Origin of the sequence: Collinsella aerofaciens, from assembly GCF_028206795.1 — a bacterium.
Taxonomy (GTDB): Bacteria; Actinomycetota; Coriobacteriia; order Coriobacteriales; family Coriobacteriaceae; genus Collinsella; species Collinsella aerofaciens_AX.
In genome coordinates, this window is record NZ_JAQLFJ010000002.1 from 92555 (window position 1) to 112639 (window position 20085).

General features: G+C 60.2%; 21 protein-coding genes. 2 read left to right on the forward strand and 19 right to left on the reverse strand.

Going from position 1 to position 20085, the window contains the following annotated elements; translation table 11 throughout:
- Positions 1-135: 135 nt before the first annotated feature.
- Positions 136-2139 (reverse strand): fructose-specific PTS transporter subunit EIIC, encoded by a 2004-nt coding sequence (locus PMX70_RS01505; RefSeq protein ID WP_271742609.1) that lies wholly within the window; start codon positions 2137-2139, stop codon positions 136-138.
- Positions 2140-2411: 272 nt separating this feature from the next.
- On the opposite strand from PMX70_RS01505, the gene PMX70_RS01510 reads away from it, so the two are divergent.
- Positions 2412-3269, forward strand: coding sequence for a MurR/RpiR family transcriptional regulator (locus tag PMX70_RS01510; RefSeq protein ID WP_271742610.1), 858 nt, complete (start codon positions 2412-2414; stop codon positions 3267-3269).
- Positions 3270-3328: 59 nt separating this feature from the next.
- Here the strand turns inward: PMX70_RS01510 and PMX70_RS01515 are convergent, their stop codons facing one another.
- From PMX70_RS01515 to alaS, 14 genes are all read right to left on the reverse strand, one after another.
- The gene (locus PMX70_RS01515; RefSeq protein WP_271742611.1) at positions 3329-4957 is read right to left on the reverse strand and encodes a DNA repair protein RecN; all 1629 of its coding nucleotides are present in this window, start codon (positions 4955-4957) and stop codon (positions 3329-3331) included.
- A complete protein-coding gene (locus PMX70_RS01520; protein WP_271742612.1) occupies positions 4947-5807 on the reverse strand; it encodes an NAD(+)/NADH kinase in 861 nt (286 codons plus the stop codon). Before PMX70_RS01520 ends, PMX70_RS01515 begins: the two co-directional genes overlap by 11 nt.
- The gene (locus PMX70_RS01525; protein ID WP_271742762.1) at positions 5804-6607 is read right to left on the reverse strand and encodes a TlyA family RNA methyltransferase; all 804 of its coding nucleotides are present in this window, start codon (positions 6605-6607) and stop codon (positions 5804-5806) included. The genes PMX70_RS01520 and PMX70_RS01525 overlap by 4 nt, the downstream gene beginning before the upstream one ends.
- 35 nt (positions 6608-6642) lie before the next feature.
- Positions 6643-6882 carry an exodeoxyribonuclease VII small subunit gene (locus tag PMX70_RS01530; protein WP_006233978.1) on the reverse strand — a complete coding sequence of 80 codons (240 nt, stop codon included), beginning with the start codon at positions 6880-6882 and terminating at the stop codon, positions 6643-6645.
- Between the two features lie 2 nt (positions 6883-6884).
- Complete coding sequence (gene nusB / locus PMX70_RS01535; protein ID WP_195192861.1) at positions 6885-7472, reverse strand: transcription antitermination factor NusB; 588 nt, start codon at positions 7470-7472, stop codon at positions 6885-6887.
- A 3-nt stretch (positions 7473-7475) separates the two neighbouring features.
- Positions 7476-7838 (reverse strand): Asp23/Gls24 family envelope stress response protein, encoded by a 363-nt coding sequence (locus PMX70_RS01540; protein WP_006233982.1) that lies wholly within the window; start codon positions 7836-7838, stop codon positions 7476-7478.
- 24 nt (positions 7839-7862) lie between these two features.
- Positions 7863-8426, reverse strand: a complete 564-nt coding sequence (gene efp / locus PMX70_RS01545; RefSeq protein ID WP_006233983.1) for an elongation factor P — start codon at positions 8424-8426, stop codon at positions 7863-7865.
- Between the two features lie 159 nt (positions 8427-8585).
- Positions 8586-9716 (reverse strand): M24 family metallopeptidase, encoded by a 1131-nt coding sequence (locus tag PMX70_RS01550; RefSeq protein WP_271742613.1) that lies wholly within the window; start codon positions 9714-9716, stop codon positions 8586-8588.
- Positions 9717-9848: 132 nt separating this feature from the next.
- On the reverse strand, positions 9849-10958 hold the full coding sequence (locus PMX70_RS01555) for a hypothetical protein (protein WP_271742615.1): 1110 nt from the start codon (positions 10956-10958) through the stop codon (positions 9849-9851).
- A complete protein-coding gene (locus PMX70_RS01560) occupies positions 10955-11488 on the reverse strand; it encodes a shikimate kinase (RefSeq protein WP_099431675.1) in 534 nt (177 codons plus the stop codon). Before PMX70_RS01560 ends, PMX70_RS01555 begins: the two co-directional genes overlap by 4 nt.
- A gap of 8 nt (positions 11489-11496) precedes the next feature.
- Positions 11497-11994, reverse strand: coding sequence for a YqeG family HAD IIIA-type phosphatase (locus PMX70_RS01565; protein WP_271742616.1), 498 nt, complete (start codon positions 11992-11994; stop codon positions 11497-11499).
- Between the two features lie 2 nt (positions 11995-11996).
- Entirely contained in the window at positions 11997-13382 is a 1386-nt protein-coding gene (gene mltG / locus PMX70_RS01570; protein WP_271742617.1) for an endolytic transglycosylase MltG, read from the reverse strand.
- Positions 13375-13803: a Holliday junction resolvase RuvX gene (gene ruvX, locus PMX70_RS01575; RefSeq protein WP_271742618.1), complete on the reverse strand. Its 429-nt coding sequence runs from the start codon at positions 13801-13803 to the stop codon at positions 13375-13377. Before ruvX ends, mltG begins: the two co-directional genes overlap by 8 nt.
- A gap of 17 nt (positions 13804-13820) precedes the next feature.
- Positions 13821-16478, reverse strand: coding sequence for an alanine--tRNA ligase (alaS, locus tag PMX70_RS01580; protein ID WP_271742619.1), 2658 nt, complete (start codon positions 16476-16478; stop codon positions 13821-13823).
- Between the two features lie 194 nt (positions 16479-16672).
- Between alaS and PMX70_RS01585 the strand changes: the two genes are divergently transcribed.
- On the forward strand, positions 16673-16912 hold the full coding sequence (locus PMX70_RS01585; RefSeq protein ID WP_271742620.1) for a hypothetical protein: 240 nt from the start codon (positions 16673-16675) through the stop codon (positions 16910-16912).
- Between the two features lie 6 nt (positions 16913-16918).
- On the opposite strand, the gene PMX70_RS01590 is transcribed toward PMX70_RS01585, so the two are convergent.
- Genes PMX70_RS01590 through PMX70_RS01605 form a run of 4 tightly spaced genes read right to left on the reverse strand, consistent with a single transcriptional unit; the run spans position 16919 to position 20078 of the window.
- Positions 16919-18331 carry an AI-2E family transporter gene (locus PMX70_RS01590; protein ID WP_271742621.1) on the reverse strand — a complete coding sequence of 471 codons (1413 nt, stop codon included), beginning with the start codon at positions 18329-18331 and terminating at the stop codon, positions 16919-16921.
- Positions 18328-19119 carry a SigB/SigF/SigG family RNA polymerase sigma factor gene (locus PMX70_RS01595; protein ID WP_271742622.1) on the reverse strand — a complete coding sequence of 264 codons (792 nt, stop codon included), beginning with the start codon at positions 19117-19119 and terminating at the stop codon, positions 18328-18330. Before PMX70_RS01595 ends, PMX70_RS01590 begins: the two co-directional genes overlap by 4 nt.
- 1 nt (position 19120) lies before the next feature.
- Positions 19121-19498, reverse strand: a complete 378-nt coding sequence (locus PMX70_RS01600; RefSeq protein WP_117746030.1) for an ATP-binding protein — start codon at positions 19496-19498, stop codon at positions 19121-19123.
- Positions 19491-20078 carry a hypothetical protein gene (locus PMX70_RS01605; RefSeq protein ID WP_271742623.1) on the reverse strand — a complete coding sequence of 196 codons (588 nt, stop codon included), beginning with the start codon at positions 20076-20078 and terminating at the stop codon, positions 19491-19493. Before PMX70_RS01605 ends, PMX70_RS01600 begins: the two co-directional genes overlap by 8 nt.
- Positions 20079-20085: the final 7 nt, after the last annotated feature.

Genomic DNA, 20085 nt, shown 5'->3' on the forward strand with positions numbered 1-20085 from the left:
GGGGACTAAGGAGTGTCCCGGGGTGCCGGCAGGAAAGGAACATCCCTGAGTGCCGGGTGGTATGAAAAAAGGCGAGGACCCGTAGGGAGTCCTCGCCTTTGTTACAGGGGGCGATGTTATTCGCGTACTGCGGAATTAGACCAGGCGGGCGTTGATCGTCTTGGCGATCTCGGCGGCGTCGGTGGAACCCTTGACGGTGGCACGGAAGTCCTCGTCCATGAGCGCCTCGGCGACCTTGGACAGGATCTTGAGGTGCGTGGTACCAGCCTGTGCACCAGGGATGAGCAGCGCGATGGCCACGTTGACGGGAGCGCCGTCCATGGTATCCCAACCGGTCACGCCAGACTCGTCCTTAACGACGATGACGGCAGCCTCGGTAATAGCGTCGGACTTGGCATGCGGGATGGCGAAGCCCTCCATCATGCCCGTGGTGCCCTCGGCCTCACGGGCCAGGAAGGCGTTCATCACGGCGTCGGCGTCGTTGGCGATACCGGCCTTGACAGCCTGGTTGGAGACAAAGCTCAGAGCCTCGTCACGAGAAGCGAAGTCCTCGGCGACAAATACGTTCTCGACCTTCACGAAGTCGGCAGCCTCGGACTTGGGAGCCTCGACGGCAGCGGCCTTGGGGGCCTCAACCGGCTTGGCTGCAGGAGCGGCTTTCTGATTCTTCTCGAAGTCGTACTTCTTGAAGGCCACGAACAGGATACCGCCGACCACAGCACCGATGAGGATCGCGAGGACCCACAGCGGACCGTTCTCGACAACGGGCAGGACCAGGAAGCCGCCGTGGGGCGCCGGATCGTGAACGTTGAACATAATGGTCAGGATCGAGGCGATGGAGGAGCCAAGCATCATGATGGGCATGACGGGCCAGATGTTCTTGGTCATGAACGGAATGGCGCCCTCGGTGATGTGGGTGCAACCAAGGATGAGGTTGACGATACCGGCGTCATGATCCTCCTGGCTGAAGTACTTCTTGCCGACGACGACGGCGAAGGTGGTGATCAGCGGCGGAACGATGCAGGCGGCGGAGACGGCAGCCATGAAGTTGGTGCCGAAGTTGTAGGTATCGGTGCCAACGCCGGCAGCCAGTGCCTCGGTGAGCATAGCGGTACCGGTGACGTAAGCAGCCTTGTTGACCGGGCCGCCCATGTCAACGGCGCACATGCAGCCGATGGCAAGGCCCAGGACAATGGCGCCAGAGGCAGACAGACCCTTGAGGAAGTCCATCATGGCGGTGTTGATGGCAGCCATGGGGCCGGAGATGCCGAGCATGACCAGGCCGACGATGGCGGTCGAGAACAGCGGGTACAGGAAGATAGCCTTGAGGCCGTCCAGATTCTTGGGCAGCTTGGAGAAGACCTTCTCGAGCAGCAGGATGACATAGCCAGCGAGGAAGCCGCCGACGATGCCGCCCAGGAAACCGAAGCCCACGCCGGCGCCGCCGGCGTCGATCATACCGGTCTCGGCGTTAACGGGCAGACCCTGGATGGCGATCATACCGGCAACAAAGCCGGGGACGAGTGCCGGGCGCTTGCCGATAGACTCGGCGATGTAGGCGGAAAGCACGGGAACCATAAGGTTCATGGCGATGCCGCCGATGATCTTGAGCATAGCGGCAAAGCTGTTGTAGTCAGACGCCGTCGAATCGAAGGACGTGATGCCCCACAGGAACGAAACGGCGGTCAGGACACCACCGGCGACGACGAAGACCAGCATGTGGCTGACGCCGTTCATGAGGTGCTTGTAGATGATGTGGCCGATGGACTCCTTCTCCTCGACCTCATCCTCGACATCGGCAGCAGCCGCAACCGAGTCGTCACCCTTGGCGGCGAGCGCGCGGTCGATCAGCTTACCGGCGGCCTCAACGGACAGGGCCTTGGAAACACCAACGGAAACCATGCGCTTGCCGGCGAAACGCTCCGCCTGGACATCCTTATCGGCTGCGACGACGACGGCCTTGGCACCGGCGATCTCGCTCTTGGTGAGCTCGTTCTCGACACCGACCTGGCCATGGGTCTCAACCTTAATGGTCAGACCTCGCTCGGCAGCTGCCTTCTCCAGCGCCTCCTTCGCCATGAAGGTGTGCGCGATGCCGGTCGGGCAACCGGTAGCGGCGATGATGTCAAACTTAGCCATGTGTCCCTCCTTCTTGAGTACTGCGCCCGCAGGCGCTCCCCTACACGCGCATCCTTGCGCGCTTTTCCACAACTGAAAGATACCAACCTACCGTCCGCGTGAGAAGAGACAAGGCGCAATTCTCCGGTGAAAGGTTCTTTCATAACCGTAAACGGTAAGTGAAAGTTTACCATCAACACTTGAAACGGCAAGGTGTATCTTGTAATTGAAAATGCCCGTATACTATGGCATTGAAAAACAAGTCCGATTTTCACGCCAACCAGGAGCCATACATGACCGACGGCAGCAAGAGCGCGCTCTCCCTCATTAGCACCCACAAGGGATACAGCGAATCCGAGCAGCGCATTGTCGACTATATTCTGGAGCACCAGTCCGAGGCGCCGCGTTTGACGGCCGCGCAGCTTTCGCGCGCCGCCGCTACGTCCGAGGCGACCGTTTCGCGCTTTTGCCGCAAGCTGGGCTTTGGCAGCTTCCGCAGTTTTCAGTTTTCGCTTGCGCGCGACTTGGAAAGCCAGCGCAACGAGGGTCTGACCGACGAGATCTCACTCGACAACATGGAGCAAAGCCTTAAAAACATCCTCGCCGCTAAGGTGAGTGAGCTGAATGCGACCATCGACGGCATCGACCACGAAACGCTGGCGGCTGTTGTGCATGCCTTTAAGCATGCAGGGGTTATTGAGTTTGCAGCTGTGGGCAATACGAACGCGGTCGCGCTCGATGCGACGTTTAAGTTTTCGCAGCTGGGCCTGCGCTGCATGGCGAGCACCATTAGCGAGACATCAATCGGCTTTGCGCTCACGTTGCGCCCAGGTGACGTCATCGTGCTAATCTCAAACTCCGGCAAATCGCGCCGACTGAATCGCATGGCAAAAACGGCTCGCAACTGCGGCGCAACCGTAGTCGTCATCAGCAGCGACAGCAAATCCCCGCTCGCTCGTCTGGCAGACTACACCTTTAATACCGTCAACCACGAAGCGCTGCTGACGACGGGCGACTTTGCGTTCTCCAAGATCAGCGCCACGATGATCATCGAAGTCATCTACAACTTCCTGCTGCCCGAGATTGAAGACGCTCGCGAGCATATCAGCTACTACGAGGAGCTCATCCAGCCAGATAAGGTCGTTGAGTAAAACGCGTAGTGGGACAAAAATTTCAGTCTATTTTGTCCCACCAACACCGCTGATATAATCTAGCCTCGAGCTTCTTCGAGCATCTGCTTTGCATGGGCCAAGCTTGCCTCAGACTGATCGCCGCTCAACATGCGGGCGATCTCGGCGGTACGCGCTTCGCCGGTTACCTCGTCCAAATGCGTCTGGGGAACATCGCCCGGTTCCTTACTGACAACATAATGTTTGTCGGCCATAACGGCAACCTGCGCCAAGTGCGTCACGACGATCACCTGATGCGTAGCAGCCAAATCCGCCAGAACACCGGCAAGGGCGCGCGCCGTAGAGCCGCCAACACCGGCGTCGACCTCATCGAAAACCAGCGTATCGACACCATCGGCATTGCCCAGGACAACCTTGCTCGCCAGCATCACGCGGCTGAGCTCGCCACCAGAAGCAATACGGCGCAGGGGGCGCGGTGTTAAACCGGCGCCGCTGCGATACAGCAACTCGTAACTCGAAGGGCCGGCAGGCGTCCACTCCGCACGGGGCAGATCGCGCGATTCCCAGACCAGCTCGCCGCTGCCCATTTCCAGTCGCGCCATCTGACGGCCAACCTCGTGACAAAAGCGCGGGGCGGCCGTGTTGCGTGCGCGTTTTAGCGCCTTAGCCGCAGCAAACAACTCCCGCTCGGCGGCGCCTAACGCCTCGCGTGCCCTCTTGATCTGTTCATCGCCATCATCAACCAGGGACAGCAGCTCTTGCGAGCGATCGCGCGTGGCAAAAACATCGTCCATAGTGGGACCCCACTGACGCAACAGACTCTTGAGGTCGGAATACCGCTCACGCATGCGAGCGAGCTCGCGCGGGTCGAAGGCGATGCCATCGCGATAGGCACGAAGCTCGTTCGCGCAATCCTCAAGAGAGATACAGGCATCCGAAAGTGCATCGGCAATGTCGCCCAGTTTGCGATCGACGGTAGCCATTCGGGAAAGCTCTGCCACGGCGCTGTTCACGGCATCGAGCGCTCCCCCTTCGGCGGCAAGCGATGCATGGGCATCGTTAGCTGTGGCGACCAGTACCTCGGCATGTTCGGAGCGCGGCAGCAGTTCCTCGAGTTCCTCATACTCGCCCGGCTTGGGGTCGACCTCGCCGATGCGCTCGAGGGCAAAGCGCGCCTCCTCGACGCGGCTCCCCTGCGCACGCGAGGCCTCCTCGACGCGACGGACCTCCTTGGCAGCCGCGCGCGAGGCTTTAAAGCAAGCACGGTAGTGCTCGAGCGCCTCGAGTGCCGGGCGCCCTGCCCAGGCATCGACCATGGCAACATGATGCGCCGGGTCGAGGAGGCGCTGGTGCTCGTGCTGGCCGCACAGATCCATCATCACGCCAACGCGCTCCGAAAGCTCGCGCACACTGGCGATGCGGCCGTCAATCTTCACGCGGCTGCGGCCCTCGGCAGAAAGGCTGCGCTGGACCGTGAAGCCCTCCGGGTCGTGCGGCCCGTCGAAGAGTCGCGCCTCAACGCTCGCCAGCGCCTCACCCTCGCGCACCGTTGACGAATCCGCGCGCTCGCCCAAAATAAGCTTGAGGGCCGAGAGCAGCGCGGTCTTACCGGCGCCGGTTTCTCCAGTCAGAACCGTTAGGCCCGCGCTCGGAACCAACGTCGCCTCGCGAATGAGTGCAATGTTGGAAACCTGCAGCTCATCGATCATGACGCACTCCGTAGAACACACGGCTAACCGAGTTATAGAAGCTCTCGGGGCCGTAATCGAGCAGCAGCACATCTCCGGGACCGCGGCGCACAGCCACGCTCTCAACGGTGCCATCGCAGGTAATAAACTGGCCATCGATAGCAATCGCCGGAACGCTCGGGCGATCATCGGACATAAAGATTTCGACGACATCACTCGGCGAAGTCAAGAAGGCACGGGCCTGAATGGTGTGCGGCGCAATGGGTACGCAGACCATGCCCGTATAGTCGGGACTCACGATGGGGCCCCCGGCACTGAGTGCGTAACCCGTAGAACCAGTCGCCGTGGACACGACCACGCCGTCGCCACGCAGTCGATCGATATGGTGGCCCGACACCGTGATGTCGAACTCGACCATATCGGACAGCGGACCGCGGGTAAGCGCCATGTCGTTGAGGGCGAAGGTGCGCACGACATCCTTCGTACCGTCTTCGCGCACGGACACGATATCCGCAGCGATGGTGGCGCGACGGCTCACGTGCAGCTCGCCGGACAGGGCGTCGTTCACGACCTTAAGAATGTCGCGCTCCTCGGGGCTCGCAGCAGTTAAAAAGCCCAGGTGACCATAGGAAAGACCAAGGATAGGAATCTCGCGATGGTTGAGGATGCGGGCAGCACGCAGCAGCGTGCCGTCGCCGCCGAGCGTAATGACCAGATCGGAGCCGTCAATATCAGGCGTACTTTGAATCTTCGATCGCTGGTCGGCAGCCCATGCGACCTCATAGCCCTGGCGCGTCAGCCAAAGCTCGAGCATCAGGCCGCTCTCGACCGCCTCTTGCTTGTAGTAATTGGGAACCAGAAAGACCTTCATAGCGTTGCAGCTTTCTCGCTCAAAACCGATATCTGGGATTGCAGCTCATCGTCGGTACGTTCACCGGGGGCAAATCTCGTGCCGTACAGGAAAAACTCAACGTTGCCCTTGGCTCCATGAATGGGTGACACGCACACATCGATCGGGAACAGGCCCTTGGCAGCAAAGAGTTCAACCGCCGCCACGAGTGTATCGCGGCGCACGGCTGGATCGGTCACAATGCCGCCCTCGCCCACCAGCGCCGCCGGAGCCTCAAACTGCGGCTTTACGAGCGTGCAAAACGAACCCGAAGGCTTCAGGCACGCCAGCACGGCGTCGATGATATTCGCGATACTCGTAAACGACACATCGCACACGGCCAGATCGATAGCACCGCCGTAGCCGAGCTCGGGCAACTGCGTCACATTCGTGCGCTCGTGGAGCGTCACACGATCGTCTTGGCGCAGCGACCAGTCGAACTGGGCACGGCCCACGTCGACCGAGACAACGGTCGCGGCACCACGCTTGAGCAGGCAATCGGTGAAGCCACCCGTGGAGCAGCCCACATCGAGGCAAGCAAGGTCCGTCGGATCAATCCCGAACGCGTCAAGCGCACCCTCGAGCTTAAGACCGCCGCGCCCAACGTACGGAATGCGCCCCTTCACGTGCAGCGGCAGGCCCGGGGTCACCTTAAGGCCCGGCGAAGTCAAGCGCTCGCCGCCACTCGAGACCAAGCCGGCCATAAGAGTGCGAAGGGCATCCGCGCGATCGGCGCAGATGCCCTGTGAAATCAGTTCGTCATCAAGACGCACACGTTTCATGAATGCCATCAACCATTCGTATCCGGAGATGCGGCCTAGCTATCCTGGGATTCGTTTGCCGCATCCTCATCGTATTCCTGCTCGAGCTTGTCGGCCTCTCGCGGCGTCAGCTCAAACTTGTCGACCATATCGACCGCGCGGGAGCCCAGCTCAATCGCTTCGTCAAACAGATCGAGTGAACGCTCCAAGGACGTATCCTTGGAGCGAACGGTAGCGATGATCTGATCCAGACGGTCCGAGATCTCATCAAAGTTGCGGACGGAACCCTCTGGCATGGCTACTCCTCGACGGAGTCGGCCTCGACGGCCTCAGCAGCGTCCGCATCCTCGGCCAGCACACCAGCCTCAGCCTGGGCAACCGCAACCTTAGCGGCAGCCTCGGCAGCCTGTGCCTCCTCGCGAGCGCGATCCTCGGCCAGCAGCTCCTGGTATAGGTCCTCGCCCGGCAACTCCTCGCTGCGAGCAATCTTGCCCAGCACGCCGTTGACGAACGACGCGGACTGGTCGGTGCCATAGGCCTTGGCAAGCTCGACGGCCTCGTTGATCACGATGGCGTCAGAGACCTCCTCGTCGGTGAGGAAACGCATCTCGTAAACGGCGATACGCAGCAGGTTGCGGTCGGCGCCGGGCATGCGCGTAAGATCCCAGTTCTTGGCAACAGAGCGCAGAGCACAGTCGATGCGGTCGATATGCTCATAGGCACCGCGGCACAGCTCCAGCGCATAGGGGTCGAGGGGACCCTTCGAGATCAGGAAATCACCCTCGAGGACGCGCTCGAGCGGGCTGTCCGTGGCCTCGGCCTGGAACAGAAGCTGAAGCGCCTGACTGCGGGCAAGCGTACGCCCGCGATAAACCTTAAGGCTCAAAGGTTACTCCTTGGGGAAAACGAGGCCGTCGATGCAAACGTCAACGCGCTCGACCTCAACGCCAACCTGGGCATCGATGGCGGCGACCACTGCGGCGCGAACGGCCTCGGCGAGTTTCTTGAACGGATAGCCAAAGAACACCACGACACGCACGGTGAGTGCGAGCTTGTCGCCGACGACCTCGGCCTCGACCGCCGGCTCGGAAGCGGGGGCCTTGGACGAGAGCATCATGGAGACAAGGTTGGTGGCAAGGTCCTTGACGCCAACGGAGGCGATGCCCTCGACATCGGACACGGCGCGCGAGACGATGGCGGTCAGAACATCGGGCGAAATGCCGATGCCGTCAATCTTGATTTCCTGGGGCATGAGTCCTCCTAGAAGAGTTGGTTGCTAGACGCGGGAGACGAACTTGCCGTCGCGGGTGTCAACCTTGATGACCTCGCCCTCGTTGAGGTACATGGGGACCTGGATGACAGCGCCGGTGTCGATCGTGGCCGGCTTGGTAGAACCCTGGACGGTGTCGCCCTTAAAGCCCGGGTCGGTCTGGACGATGGTGGTCTCGATGAACATCGGCGGGGTCACGCCCATGAGCTCATCGTCGGCGAAGAGCAGCTGGCAGATGTCGTTCTCGCGCAGCCACTTGGAGTTCTCGCCCACCATGTCCTCGGGAACGGGAACCTGCTCATAGGACTCGTTGTCCATGAAGATGTAGTCGGTGCCATCGTTGTAGAGGTACTGGAACTCGCGGGTGGTGAGCATAACGCTCTCGAACTTGGTACCGGCATTGCAGGTGTTCTCGACGACGCGGCCGCTCTTGATGTCGCGGGTCTTGTAGCGCACAAACGCGCCGCCCTTGCCCGGCTTAACATGCTGGAACTCGACGATGGTGTAGACCTTGTCCTTAATGCGGAGACCGAGGCCGTTCTTGAAGTCGGCGGTAGAAATGGTAGGCATAGTGACCTTTCTTGTTATGGACAGAACGCACAAGCGTCCAAATTACATACGACCGAAATTATACACTTGCAGACGGCGCCTGCAGCGAGCGCATAAAAAGAGAACGCGAGGCGCCCGAATTGCTCCGGACGCCCCGCCCCAAAAATCTATCGAAATAGGCTAGCAATCGATGACGTGAAGGTCATGCGACGTCTTGGTGAAAGGCTCGTAGCCGTTCTCGGTGACCACGCCGTAGTCCTCCAGGCGCACGCCGCCCACACCGGGCAGATACACGCCGGGCTCCATGGTGATAACCGAGCCGACCTCGATGGTGTTCTTGCTGCGGTTGAAGTTGGGCAGCTCGTGGATGTCGATGCCCACGCCGTGGCCCAGACCATGGTTGTAGTAATCACCATAGCCGGCATCGCCGATGATCTTCTTGGAAAGCTTGAAAATGTCGTTGCCCTCGACACCCGGATGGATGGCGGCAACGCACTCCTCGTGCGTACGGCGCACGAGCGCGTACAGGTCGAGCTGCTCCTGGGTAGGCTCGCCCATCACGACGGTGCGCGTCATGTCGGAACGATAATCGCAGTAGCCCGCGCCGTAATCCATGAGGACGAAGTCGCCCTTCTCGATCACGCGGTCGCTCGGCACGGCATGCGGGTTGGCGGTGTTGGGACCGCTCGCCACGATGGAGCCGAAGGCAAGGCTGTCGGCGCCGTTGGCGAACATAAAGTTCTCGAGCTCGTTGCGAACCTGCTTCTCGGTCATACCAGGCTTAATAAAGCCGAGCATGTGCTGGAAGGCGGCGTCGGTGATCGACTGTGCGTGGCGCATGAGCTCGATCTCCTCGGCATCCTTGATGGCGCGCATCTTGCGGATGTCGTCGTGCATCAGCGGCAAAATGCAGGCGACGGAACGGTCCTCCAGACCACGCTGAATACCCTGGTAGAAATTAATCTGCATATCGTCCTCGACAGCGCAGACGCGGCACTTGTTGGCCGCGATCTTGCCGGCGACCCAACCGGGGATGGTGCCCTCATCCATGTCGTAGACCCAGGGGCTGCCGGCGGGCGTGTTCTCCTCAAAGCTGTTGAGGTAGCGCGAGTCGGTGTGGAACAGGCACTGGTCGGCCGTAATAAACGCAGCGTGCGGGAACTCGAAGGTGTAGTCGAAGACGCCCTTCACGCCCGTAAGCCAACGAAGGTTGGCCTCGTCGCGCACCACGATGGCGTCGTAGCCACGCTCGGCCATCAGGGCACGGACACGCTCGATACGACCGGCAGGACCGGCAGCAAACTCAGACATGCAGATTCCTTTCTTGTTGTCTCTATATAGACGGGACGGGTCTCAACCGAACGACGGAATCGCATGCGATACGCAACCGATTGGAAACCCGCCCCTCAACATGATACGAAAGACGATGGAAGTCAATAAATCTTAGAGAAGTTCTTTGCGAGAAGCCAAGTAGGCGTGAGCATGGCGCTCAAGAACCTCGTCCTCAACGTTCGTTAGGCGAATGGCGCCGAGTGCCGCGGGCAGCGGCAACATGCTGCGGTTCGAGCGTGCAAACTGCTGCTTGCGGAACTCCTCGATATATGCGGCAGGCTCCAGATCGAAGGCAAGTTCCTCAATACCAAAGTCCTCCAAGCAGTCATCGACCTCAAAAACGTAATCGATATCAAAGTCGCAGGCATCATGTGCTAGGCGCGCCTCAAAGCGCATGCCCTCGGACAACAGCTGGTAGGCAGGGACCTGCGAAGCGGCATCGCCCAAGCAGGCGCGCAGGGTACGCTCCCCCGTCTTGCCAAAATCGAGCGCATGGCGGGCGCTCGGGTTCGTGGCCATCAGTACGTCCTTGCGGGCAGTCTGAGACCATTGAACAGCATTAACGAGTGCGACCTCCTCGCCCGCGAGAATCTCGGGGACGGTCTCAGTAAACTGATTCCAGCGGGACTTGCTGCTCGAAAGCATGGTGCCAACAAGTACCACATAGCCGAGCTTGAGGTCCTCGGGGTCCGCCTCGCGAACAAGGTCGAGGTCACACACGACCAAGCCCGGTTCGGGACGGAACGCGATAGCGGGAAGCGCATTCGACGACGAGGCGACGAGCGGCTTCATGGTCGTCGCGACCGTGAGCATGGCGTCGAAGGCCGTCGGCAGCAACGCGCACTCGGTGCGGCCGCACCACTGGTTGGCGCACCAGCTAACAACCGAGCAGGTTGCGGCATCGCCAACGGCGACAACGAGATCGTCGCAGGTAATGCCGTTAGCCGACAGGGCACCAAAGACGGTATCGGCATCGGCCAACGTAGCGCCGGCAGGCGAAACCTCAAGGACGAGCAGCGACACGGCAAAACCGGCGTCAACCAGCGCATGCTCGACGACCTCGCCAAAACGCTCTGACGAGGCGGTGTTCCAAACGACCATCGCGCGCTTAGGCTTGCCCACAGCCGAGGCAAACATGCGCGGCAGCTCCTCGAAAGCGCCCAATCCGACGCGGACATCGACGCTGCGGTTTTGGAAATTGATCAGTTGACGGCGAATCATAGCAGTCCACGCTCCAAAAGCATCTCGGCACAAAGGTAGGAAACGTCCTCGAAGGACTTGTTGCGAATATCAAGGGTAATATCGGCGGCCTGGCGATACAGCGGACGACGATGCTCAAACAGGCGCGCAGCATGCTCGGGCGAGCGGAAATCGGGTCGGGTATCGGAGCGGCGAATCTGGCGCAACGAGTCCTCAAAGTCGCCTTCGAGGTAAACGCATGTACCCATCTCGTGCATCAGTTCAATATTCACCGGCGTCTCGACGATGCCACCCCCGCACGATACCAGCAGGCTGCGCTCACTTTGAAGCGAACGGAGTGCCGAGGTCTCGAGCTCGCGAAAACGATCCTCGCCCTCGGTCTCAAATATCTCGGTCACCGACTTGCCGCATCGACGCACAACCAAACGATCGGTATCGATGAATCGACGCTTGAACATAGTGCCCACGTTGCGTGCAAGCGTCGACTTGCCCGCGCCCAAAAAGCCGATAAAGAAGATATGGTCACAGCCGTGTTTGATGTGCTGAGACATGGCGAGACCTAATCCTCGCAGGGAAGGTCGCGCAGGGCCCGGCGCTCAAAGATACGGAAGATCTGCGTATACCACAGGTCCTGCGTCGCCTGCGGCTTTACCAGGATGGTATCGACGCCGGCGAAGTTGCCGCTCCACACGTCCGTGTAGAGCTGATCACCGATCAGCACCGCCTCGTCGGCCGTGGCGCCGAGGCGCTTAAGACCCGCCTTAAGGGCAAACGGCGCCGGCTTCATGGCGTGGCTGATGGCCTCGAGACCCAGCTCGCGCGCCGACGCCATGACCTGGTCGCGATGCCAGTTGTTGGACACCATGCACAGCTTAAAGCCTTTGGCGCGGGCGGCGTCGAGCCAAGCGGAAACCGCAGCGGGTACCTGCTCGGTATCACGCGGCACCAAGGTGTTGTCGCGGTCGAGTAGAATAGCGCGCTTGCCGTCGGCCCACAGGGTATCGAGGTCGATGCGGTCGACTGAGGCAACATATCGTTTGGGGCTAAAAATCCTCATGATCAATTCCAAGACTGTTGATGCTCTTCGTAGGTCTTCGAGAAATACTCCTCGTCCTGCGTAATGTAGAAATACAGGTCATCGGAGTCGGTCGGCTCAAGGGTAGCCTTGAGCGCCTCGAGCGACGGAGAGCAGATGGGAGTGGGCGGCAGGCCCTCGTGCTTATAGGTGTTATACGGACTATCGCTCTGCAGGTCGTCGGCGGTAACCTCGCCACCGGTGACATACATCATGGTCGCATCGCTGTTGAGATAGCGCAAACCATCGAGCTTGCCGGCAAGGCGGTTGTAGAAGACCGAGGCCACGTGCGCACGCTGATCGGCGTTGAGGCCCTCGCGCTCAACGATAGAGGCCAAATTGACGATGTCGTAGTCGGACATCTCCACACCGTAGCGCTCCTTGATCTTGGCTTCGCAGCTCGCAAAGTCAAGCGACTTATACTCGGTCTTAAACTGATCGAGCATAGCGCGAATCACGTCATCGGCCGTCGGCGAATCGCCCAACGAATAAGTCTTGGGGAACAAGAAACCCTCAAGCGAGTCGTTGGCGGCGCCCTTAAGGAAGCTATAGTCGTCCACGTAGTTGGAGGCCTTGGCCTGGTTGAGGAAGTCTTCCTTAGAGATGCCGTCGTAGGCCTGGGCCACACGGTCGGCGACTTGATCGACCGTTAGGCCCTCAGGGATGGTCAGCGCATTGGAGCCCGCGTTGGGACCTTCCATGAGCTGCTGAACAACCTTGGTCGCGTCCATGAGTGTGGTGAACGAATAGGTACCAGGCTTGAGCGACATATCGGCGTTAAGCTTTTTCACCGCCGCATAGTAATCCTTGGGATTCTCGACGATATGGTTCTCGGAGAGAATCGAGGCGATCGTATCGCCCGAAGCACCATCAGGAATGGTCACCGTAACCTGCTGACCAGCCGTGACCTTGGTATCCCCACCGGCAAAGAAGCCCTTGACGGCCGGCACGACAAAGAAAGCGATCGCAACAAGCGCAAGCACCGCCACCACAACGCCGATGATCATGGGAACCGGAGAACTCTTCTTTTGAGCACCGCGACGAGCATGCGTGTTGTAGCTCGAGCGGGTCGCCGGAGCAACGCCATGCGAACCGCGAGCGTGATGCGAATGCGATTGAGGGGCCTGAGTTCGCTGGGTAGGTGTCTGCTGCTTAAAGCGGGTACCGCCTGCGGGCTGGGCCGTACGAGCAGTGGGCTGCTGACCCGTCCGTTGAACAGGTTGGGCCGAATGAGAGAAGGACTGCACCGAGCGCGCGGCAGGCTGAGCTGCGCGCTGCGTCGGCTGTGCCGGACGCTGGCCAGGCTGGGCAGGGCGCGACGCCGGCTGCCGTGTACGATTCTGCTGGCGCGGATCGGAAGCGCTAGGCATGCGAAACCTCCTCGTTTTTACGATCGAGCCACGTCTGCAAAAACAGGCTGGCGGCAATCATGTCGATCTTGCCCCTCATCTGCTTTTCGTTGAGGCCCTGCTCGCGCAGGATACGCTTGGCCTCTTGCGAAGACAGACGTTCGTCCTCAAACTCCAGCGGAAGATCGAGCTCGTCGGCAATCTTTTGCGCCACGGCGGCAACGCGCTCGGCCTGGGGGCCGGGCTCACCGGCCATGGTCAAGGGACGTCCGCTTACCAGGATGTCGGGCTCAAAGTCCTCGACCAGGTAGCGGAACGTCTTGGCCATACCGGTGACCTCGGCGGCCGGGAGCACCTTGACGGGCATCGCCATCTTGCCATCACGGCTCGAGACGGCGATGCCGATCCTGGTCTCCCCTATGTCCAGCGCAAGCGCGACCACAGTAACTTCTTAGATTCTTAGGCGCCGAGCGCGGTCTTGGCGGCCGCGAGGGCATCGGCGATGCCGGCAGCATTCTTGCCACCGGCCTGGGCCATGTTGGGACGGCCACCACCGCGACCGTCGACCAGACCCGCGATCTGCTTGATCACGTTACCGGCGTGGAACCCGGCCTTCACGGCGTCATCGGAGCCAGCAGCGAGCAGGGCCGGAGTGCCCTTCTCAGTCACGCTGGCGACGACACAAGCGACAGGGCCGGCGACCTTCTGGTGCACGGTATCCCATACGTTGCGCAGGTCGGCAGCTTCAAGGCCCTGGAGCTCAGCAACGACGAGCTTGTAGCCACCGAGCTCGACAGCACCCTCGATGGCGCTGGAAATGGCGTCGGAGGAACCACCGGTCAGAGCCTTTTTGAGCTTGTTGGACGTCTCGCGCAGCTCGGCCTGCAGGTTCTCCACACGGGCGGGAACCTCGTCGACGCGGCACTTAAGCGCAGCGGCGGCGGCGTCAACGAGCGCCAAGCGGTCGGCCATGTAGTCGAGGGCACCCTTAGAGGTCACAGCCTCGATACGGCGGACATTGGAGCCTGTAGAGGACTCGGAAATAATCTTGAACAGGCCGATCTCGGCGGTGTTGGCGGCGTGGGTACCACCGCAGAGCTCGCGAGAGAACGGCTGGTCCTCGGCGCCCACGGAGACGACGCGGACGACATCGCCGTACTTCTCTCCAAACAGAGCGACAGCGCCGGCAGCCTTAGCCTCGTCGATGCCCATAACACGGGTCACGACCGGCTTGGAGGCGAAGATCTGTTGGTTGACCAGGTCCTCGACAGCCTTGAGCTGCTCGGAGGAAAGGGCCTCGAAGTGCGTAAAGTCAAAGCGAAGGTGCTCGGGCGTCACCAGTGAGCCGGCCTGGGAGACGTGCTCGCCCAGGACCTGCTTAAGGGCAGCGTCGAGCAGGTGCGTGGCGGTGTGGTTGCGGCGCAGGAAGCCACGGCGCTCGGCGTCGAGCGCGGCGGTAACAGCGGCACCGACAGTCAGCGTGCCATCGGCAACGTGCGCGACGTGGGCATACAGGCCGTTATGGTTCTTGGTGTCGGAAACGGTCAGTGCAACGCCCTTGGCGGAAAGCCTGCCGGCGTCGCCCTGCTGGCCGCCCATCTCGGCGTAGAACGGGGTGCGGTCGAGCACGACCTCGACGTCCTCGCCCGCGGCGGCGGACTCGACGGACTCGCCGTTGCGCACGATGGCGACAACCTTGGCGCCCTCGATCGCATCGTTGTCATAGCCGTCGAACTCGGTCGCTGCGACCTTGTCGGAAAGCTCGACCCACACGTCGTTGAAGCTGCCCCAGGCGTCGCCCTTGGCATTGGCGCGGGCGCGGGCCTTCTGGTCCTCCATGCAGGCAGTGAAGCCATCCATGTCGACGTCGTGGCCAGCGGTGCCGGCGATCTCGACGGTCAGGTCGATGGGGAAACCAAAGGTGTCGTGCAGCTTAAAGGCGACATCACCCGGAAGCACAGCACCCTCGGCAAGCGCTGCCAGGGCCTCATCCAGGTAGACGCGACCGTTGTCGAGCGTCGTGGAGAAGCGCTCCTCCTCGGAGGCGACGATACCCTTGACGAGCGCGACGTTCTTGAGCAGCTCGGGATAGGCCTCGCCCATCTGAGCGTTGACCTCGTCGATGAACTTGGTCAGGAAGGCGCCCTCGATGCCCAACAGGCGACCGTGGAACACGGCGCGGCGGAGCAGGCGGCGAAGGACGTACTCGCGACCCTCGTTACCGGGCAGGATGCCGTCAGAGATCATGAAGTCGACAGCACGGGAGTGATCGGCGATGATGCGCAGAGAACGGCTGGCACCAGAGTAATCGTCGGCGTCATAGGTCTTGCCGCTGATCTCCTCGCCCAGCTTGATGAGGTGCTGCATCAGATCGCCGTCGTAGTTAGCGGTCTTGTGCTGCATGATGGCGGCCATGCGCTCCAGGCCCATGCCCGTATCGAGGTTGCGGTGCGGCAGCTCCGGCATGGAGCCGTCCTCCTGACGGTCGTACTGGGTAAACACGAGGTTCCAGAACTCCAGGAAGCGGTCGCAGTCGCAGCCGGGCTTGCAGTCGGGGCTACCGCAGCCGACCTCCTCGCCCATGTCAAAGTAGATCTCGGAGCACGGACCGCAGGGGCCGGTGGGGCCGGCGGCCCAGAAGTTATCGTCCTCGCCCAGACGCGAGATGTGATCCTCGGCAACGCCCAGAGAGCGCCACACGTCATGGGTCTCGTCGTCCTCGGTAAAGACGGTGAAGTACAGGCGGTCGAGCGGCAGCTTGAACTCCTTGGTGATGAGCTCAAAGGCCCAAGCGCAGGCCTGCTGCTTGGAGACGCCGCCAAAGGAGAAGTCGCCGAGCATCTCAAAGAAGGACAGGTGACGGCCATCCTCGCCGATGCAGTCGATGTCGTTGGTGCGGACGCACTTCTGGCAGGAGATAGCGCCGATCTCCTTCATGGTCTTCTTGCCCTGGTAGTACTCCTTAAACTGGTTCATGCCGGCGTTGGCAAGCAGCAGTGAAGGATCGTCGGGGACGAGGGACGAAGAAGGATAGAGCTTAAGACCGCGCTCCTCAAAGAAGTTGAGGAACTTGGAGCGAATCTCGGCCGTAGTCATTGACGGGTAGTCAGCACTCATAGAGGGAATCTCCTCGGTTTCGCATCGAAACAGTTCAAACGTAACGATATTACCATCCCACCGCGCAAGTGCAAAAAAGAGGGCCGCCAAACAGCGACCCTCCAGCGAAAGTGCATGTTATTTAGGACTAAGCAATCCTTTAAAAAATAGTTTTACTAAAATACCATATAAGAATCATCCGGAAGGAGCGAACGATGAATACCAAACGATTTGTCCTGAATGCACTTCTGGTAGTAGCACTTTTAGCGCTCTTGGCCTTCTCCTGCTGGTACGCAAACCAACCAGCATTTGGCTACGTATTGTATGCAGTAATGTCAGGCGATAAGGCTTATTACACTCTACGCGCAATTGACGTTCTCTTTTTCTACGTAGCCGGCCCCTTATCAATCGCTTTGCTCGCGTTTCTTGTCATTTACAACTTCAAGAAACGCTAACGGGGCTTATTTAGAATCCGAATCGTCCATGGAGCCGTCGATGCCGGTTTTGGTATCGTCGTCCGAGTTGGAGTCATCGTCCTTGGCGAAGGGATTCTTGAAGAAGCCCGTGGCATCGGGTTGCAAACCCGAGAGCTTGATCCAGGGATTATCGAACTCGGGCTTAGGCATCGCCTGGGCCTCGGGAGCGGTCTCGTTGCCGATGAGCTCGGACTCGTAGATGAAGGTGTCGTCGCCGAGCGCGTCGTAGGCGGCGACCGGGTTGCCATCGGCATCGCGGTACGGTGTGCCCTTAAACACGGCGCCGTCATAGGCCACAAGCTGGCGGCCGGTCTCATTCTCGAAGTAGTACACGAAGATACCCTTGAGGGCCGCACACAGAGGGATGGCAATAATCATGCCGATGGGACCCATGAGTGCCGAGCCAATAACGAGCGCCGTGAGGCTCATGATGGGATGCACCTGCACCGAGCTCTGCATGACCTTAGGCGAAATCACGTTATCGGTGACGTTTTGCGCGACCATCGTCACGATGAGCGTCCATAACGCCAACATGGGACTGAACATGAAGCCGAGTACCGTGGCGATTGCTGCGCTCACCCAGGGACCGACGACCGGAACCAAATGCATGATGCCGGTAAAGATAGCCATGAGCGCCGCATACGGATGACCGATGATCATAAAACCGATAAAGGCGAGGAAACCACCGCAGATGGACGTCACGACCATACCGCGCATGTAGCCGCCGACAGAGCGAGAAAGGATGGCGACCATAAAGCGGTACGAGGTCTCCTTCTCCTGACCGATGATGGTGCAAATCTCGTGATGCATGCGAGGGTAGTCGCAGGCCATCCAGTAGGCAAGCACCAGACCAAGGAAGATCACGAACAACTGCGAGGCCGTATTGGTGATGAGCGGGAACACACCGCGGCCAAGCTCGGCAGCGATCTGAGACACATACTTCGATGCCACGGCAACCAGCGACGACAGGTTGTCGTCCAAATACTCCTTGAGCGGCGTGTTGTTGAGCGTCTTGGCATGCGAGATCATCTCGTTGAGATCGCCACCCGCAACACGAAGCTGCTCGGGCAGGCGGCTCAGGACTTCCATGATCTGACCAAAGAGAATCGGCGACAAGATGCAAACGACACCGACGAGCACGGCAACAACAACAATAAGCGCGATAAGCGAACCGATGCCACGGCCGACGCCATGATGCTCGAGCCAATTGGTAATCGGGGACATCACAAAGGCAATGATGGAACCAACGGCGAGAAACTCGATAACCGGCGCCAGGATGCCCATAAGGTTAAAGATGACAGCGGCGATGACAATGCAGCCGACAACAGCCCAAATGCGAAGCGTCAGAATGCGGGTGTCGCGCAGCACGCGATCGGTTTGTTGGGGGTGCTCACTCATGAACGAATCATCACTCCGTCGGGGTCGATCTTGTCCTGAATCTTCTTAAGCGTGCGGCGCAGCAGACGCGAAACCTGCACCTGAGAAATACCCAGCTTCTTAGCGATCTCGATCTGGGTCATGCCCCTCACAAAGCGCAGCTCGATCACCTCGCGCTCGCGCGGCGAGAAATCACGGATGGCCTCCTCGATCACCAAGCGGTCATCGGTAAAGTCGAGCTCGCTGTCGTCGTCGGCGTAACGGTCGAGAATCGAGGGGGCATCGTCGGAATCGGACGCACCAGGAGCCTCGATGGGCACCGAGGTATAAGCCGAAGACGATTCCATAGCCTCGAGGACCTCATCGACAGTCACATCTAGATACTCAGCGATCTCCTCAACCTTGGGCGAGCGCTGCAGCTCGTTGGTGAGCTTATCGGTAGCCTGGTTGACCTTGGCCGAGAGCTCCTGCAAGCGACGGGGCACGCGCACGCTCCAGCCCTTGTCGCGGAAGTGACGCTTGATCTCGCCCAAGATGGTAGGCGTGGCAAACGTGGTGAACTCGAGTCCGCGCTCAGGGTCAAAGCGGTCGATAGCCTTGAGCAGGCCCAAATAGCCAACCTGCATGAGGTCGTCGAGCGGCTCGCCGCGGTTCTTAAATTTGTTGGCAAGAAACCTTACCAGGTTCATGTGGGACATGACGAGCTGCTCACGGGCGTCCGGATCACCGGTCTCCTTGTAACGACGAAACAGCTCGCGGGTTTTCTCCTTGTCCCAAGCGGTCTTGCCGCTCCGGGAACGTTCGGTCATATTAGATATCCGCCTTGAGGTCGAGGGAAAGCGTCAGGGGCGCCGCAGTCTTTTCGTAGGAGTCGCACACGCTCGCGAGGATGAGCTCGGCATACACCGCAGCCTGGTCGTCTTCATCGACCGTAGCCTGGTCGCCAAAGGTAATAGTCATGCCAACGTGGGTCTCATCGACATCGAATTTGATGGTGATGTCATCGCAGTCGACCGCGGTGCAACCAAAGATGAAAGCCTCCTCAGCAGCCATGCGGATGTCCTCGATGCGATCGACAGACATAGAGCACAGGGCACCAACGTTGGCTGCCGTCATGCGCACAAGGCGAGCGAGACGCGGGTCACCGGCAACGGTCAGCGTGATAGGGCAGGTTGCTTCGCTACTCATCGCAGGACTCCTCAGAGGTCTCGGCGGGCGTATAGGTGTAATACTGAGCCGGCTTGGATACAAACTTCTGACCATCATCGTCGCCCGCGGCGGCCTCGTCCTCGCCAATTAGGACGCGCTCGGTAGGCTGCTCGGCCTCCGCAGCGGCAGCGGCGAGCTTGCGATCGGCATCGGCTGCAGGAGCCTTCACCTTATTGAAGAGCTTCTGCACAGCACCGGCGGCAGAGTCGGTCACGCTCGACACAGCATTGCTGGCCTCGGCCATGCTGCCCGTAACCTCGGAAATGTCGCGAACCACGGCTTCGACCTCTACGAGATTGGAGGTAAGGGCGTCAACTGCCGTCTTGCTCGACTTAAGCAGCGGCTCCATCTGGGCAAGTGCCGGCGTAAGCTCGTCGACAGCGCCGTCGAGTTTTGCCACCACCGGCTGCGCCTCGGCGATGGTGTTATTGAGGTCGTTCACGGTCTTATCGAGCGAGTCGACAACGTTGCGGGTCTTGCGCAGGGTAAGCGCGAGCTCAACAATAGCCCACACGCCGGCAATGGCAAGCACCAGCAGGGCGATTTGAATGGGACTCATACAAGCC

Excerpts from the sequence above, each read along its gene's own strand:
- PMX70_RS01505 (WP_271742609.1), bottom strand. The coding sequence starts at position 2,139 with ATGGCTAAGTTTGACATCATCGCCGCTACCGGTTGCCCGACCGGCATC.
- PMX70_RS01510 (WP_271742610.1), top strand. The coding sequence starts at position 2,412 with ATGACCGACGGCAGCAAGAGCGCGCTCTCCCTCATTAGCACCCACAAG.
- PMX70_RS01515 (WP_271742611.1), bottom strand. The coding sequence starts at position 4,957 with ATGATCGATGAGCTGCAGGTTTCCAACATTGCACTCATTCGCGAGGCG.
- PMX70_RS01520 (WP_271742612.1), bottom strand. The coding sequence starts at position 5,807 with ATGAAGGTCTTTCTGGTTCCCAATTACTACAAGCAAGAGGCGGTCGAG.
- PMX70_RS01525 (WP_271742762.1), bottom strand. The coding sequence starts at position 6,607 with ATGAAACGTGTGCGTCTTGATGACGAACTGATTTCACAGGGCATCTGC.
- PMX70_RS01530 (WP_006233978.1), bottom strand. The coding sequence starts at position 6,882 with ATGCCAGAGGGTTCCGTCCGCAACTTTGATGAGATCTCGGACCGTCTG.
- PMX70_RS01540 (WP_006233982.1), bottom strand. The coding sequence starts at position 7,838 with ATGCCCCAGGAAATCAAGATTGACGGCATCGGCATTTCGCCCGATGTT.
- efp (WP_006233983.1), bottom strand. The coding sequence starts at position 8,426 with ATGCCTACCATTTCTACCGCCGACTTCAAGAACGGCCTCGGTCTCCGC.
- PMX70_RS01550 (WP_271742613.1), bottom strand. The coding sequence starts at position 9,716 with ATGTCTGAGTTTGCTGCCGGTCCTGCCGGTCGTATCGAGCGTGTCCGT.
- PMX70_RS01555 (WP_271742615.1), bottom strand. The coding sequence starts at position 10,958 with ATGATTCGCCGTCAACTGATCAATTTCCAAAACCGCAGCGTCGATGTC.
- PMX70_RS01560 (WP_099431675.1), bottom strand. The coding sequence starts at position 11,488 with ATGTCTCAGCACATCAAACACGGCTGTGACCATATCTTCTTTATCGGC.
- PMX70_RS01565 (WP_271742616.1), bottom strand. The coding sequence starts at position 11,994 with ATGAGGATTTTTAGCCCCAAACGATATGTTGCCTCAGTCGACCGCATC.
- mltG (WP_271742617.1), bottom strand. The coding sequence starts at position 13,382 with ATGCCTAGCGCTTCCGATCCGCGCCAGCAGAATCGTACACGGCAGCCG.
- alaS (WP_271742619.1), bottom strand. The coding sequence starts at position 16,478 with ATGAGTGCTGACTACCCGTCAATGACTACGGCCGAGATTCGCTCCAAG.
- PMX70_RS01585 (WP_271742620.1), top strand. The coding sequence starts at position 16,673 with ATGAATACCAAACGATTTGTCCTGAATGCACTTCTGGTAGTAGCACTT.
- PMX70_RS01590 (WP_271742621.1), bottom strand. The coding sequence starts at position 18,331 with ATGAGTGAGCACCCCCAACAAACCGATCGCGTGCTGCGCGACACCCGC.
- PMX70_RS01595 (WP_271742622.1), bottom strand. The coding sequence starts at position 19,119 with ATGACCGAACGTTCCCGGAGCGGCAAGACCGCTTGGGACAAGGAGAAA.
- PMX70_RS01600 (WP_117746030.1), bottom strand. The coding sequence starts at position 19,498 with ATGAGTAGCGAAGCAACCTGCCCTATCACGCTGACCGTTGCCGGTGAC.
- PMX70_RS01605 (WP_271742623.1), bottom strand. The coding sequence starts at position 20,078 with ATGAGTCCCATTCAAATCGCCCTGCTGGTGCTTGCCATTGCCGGCGTG.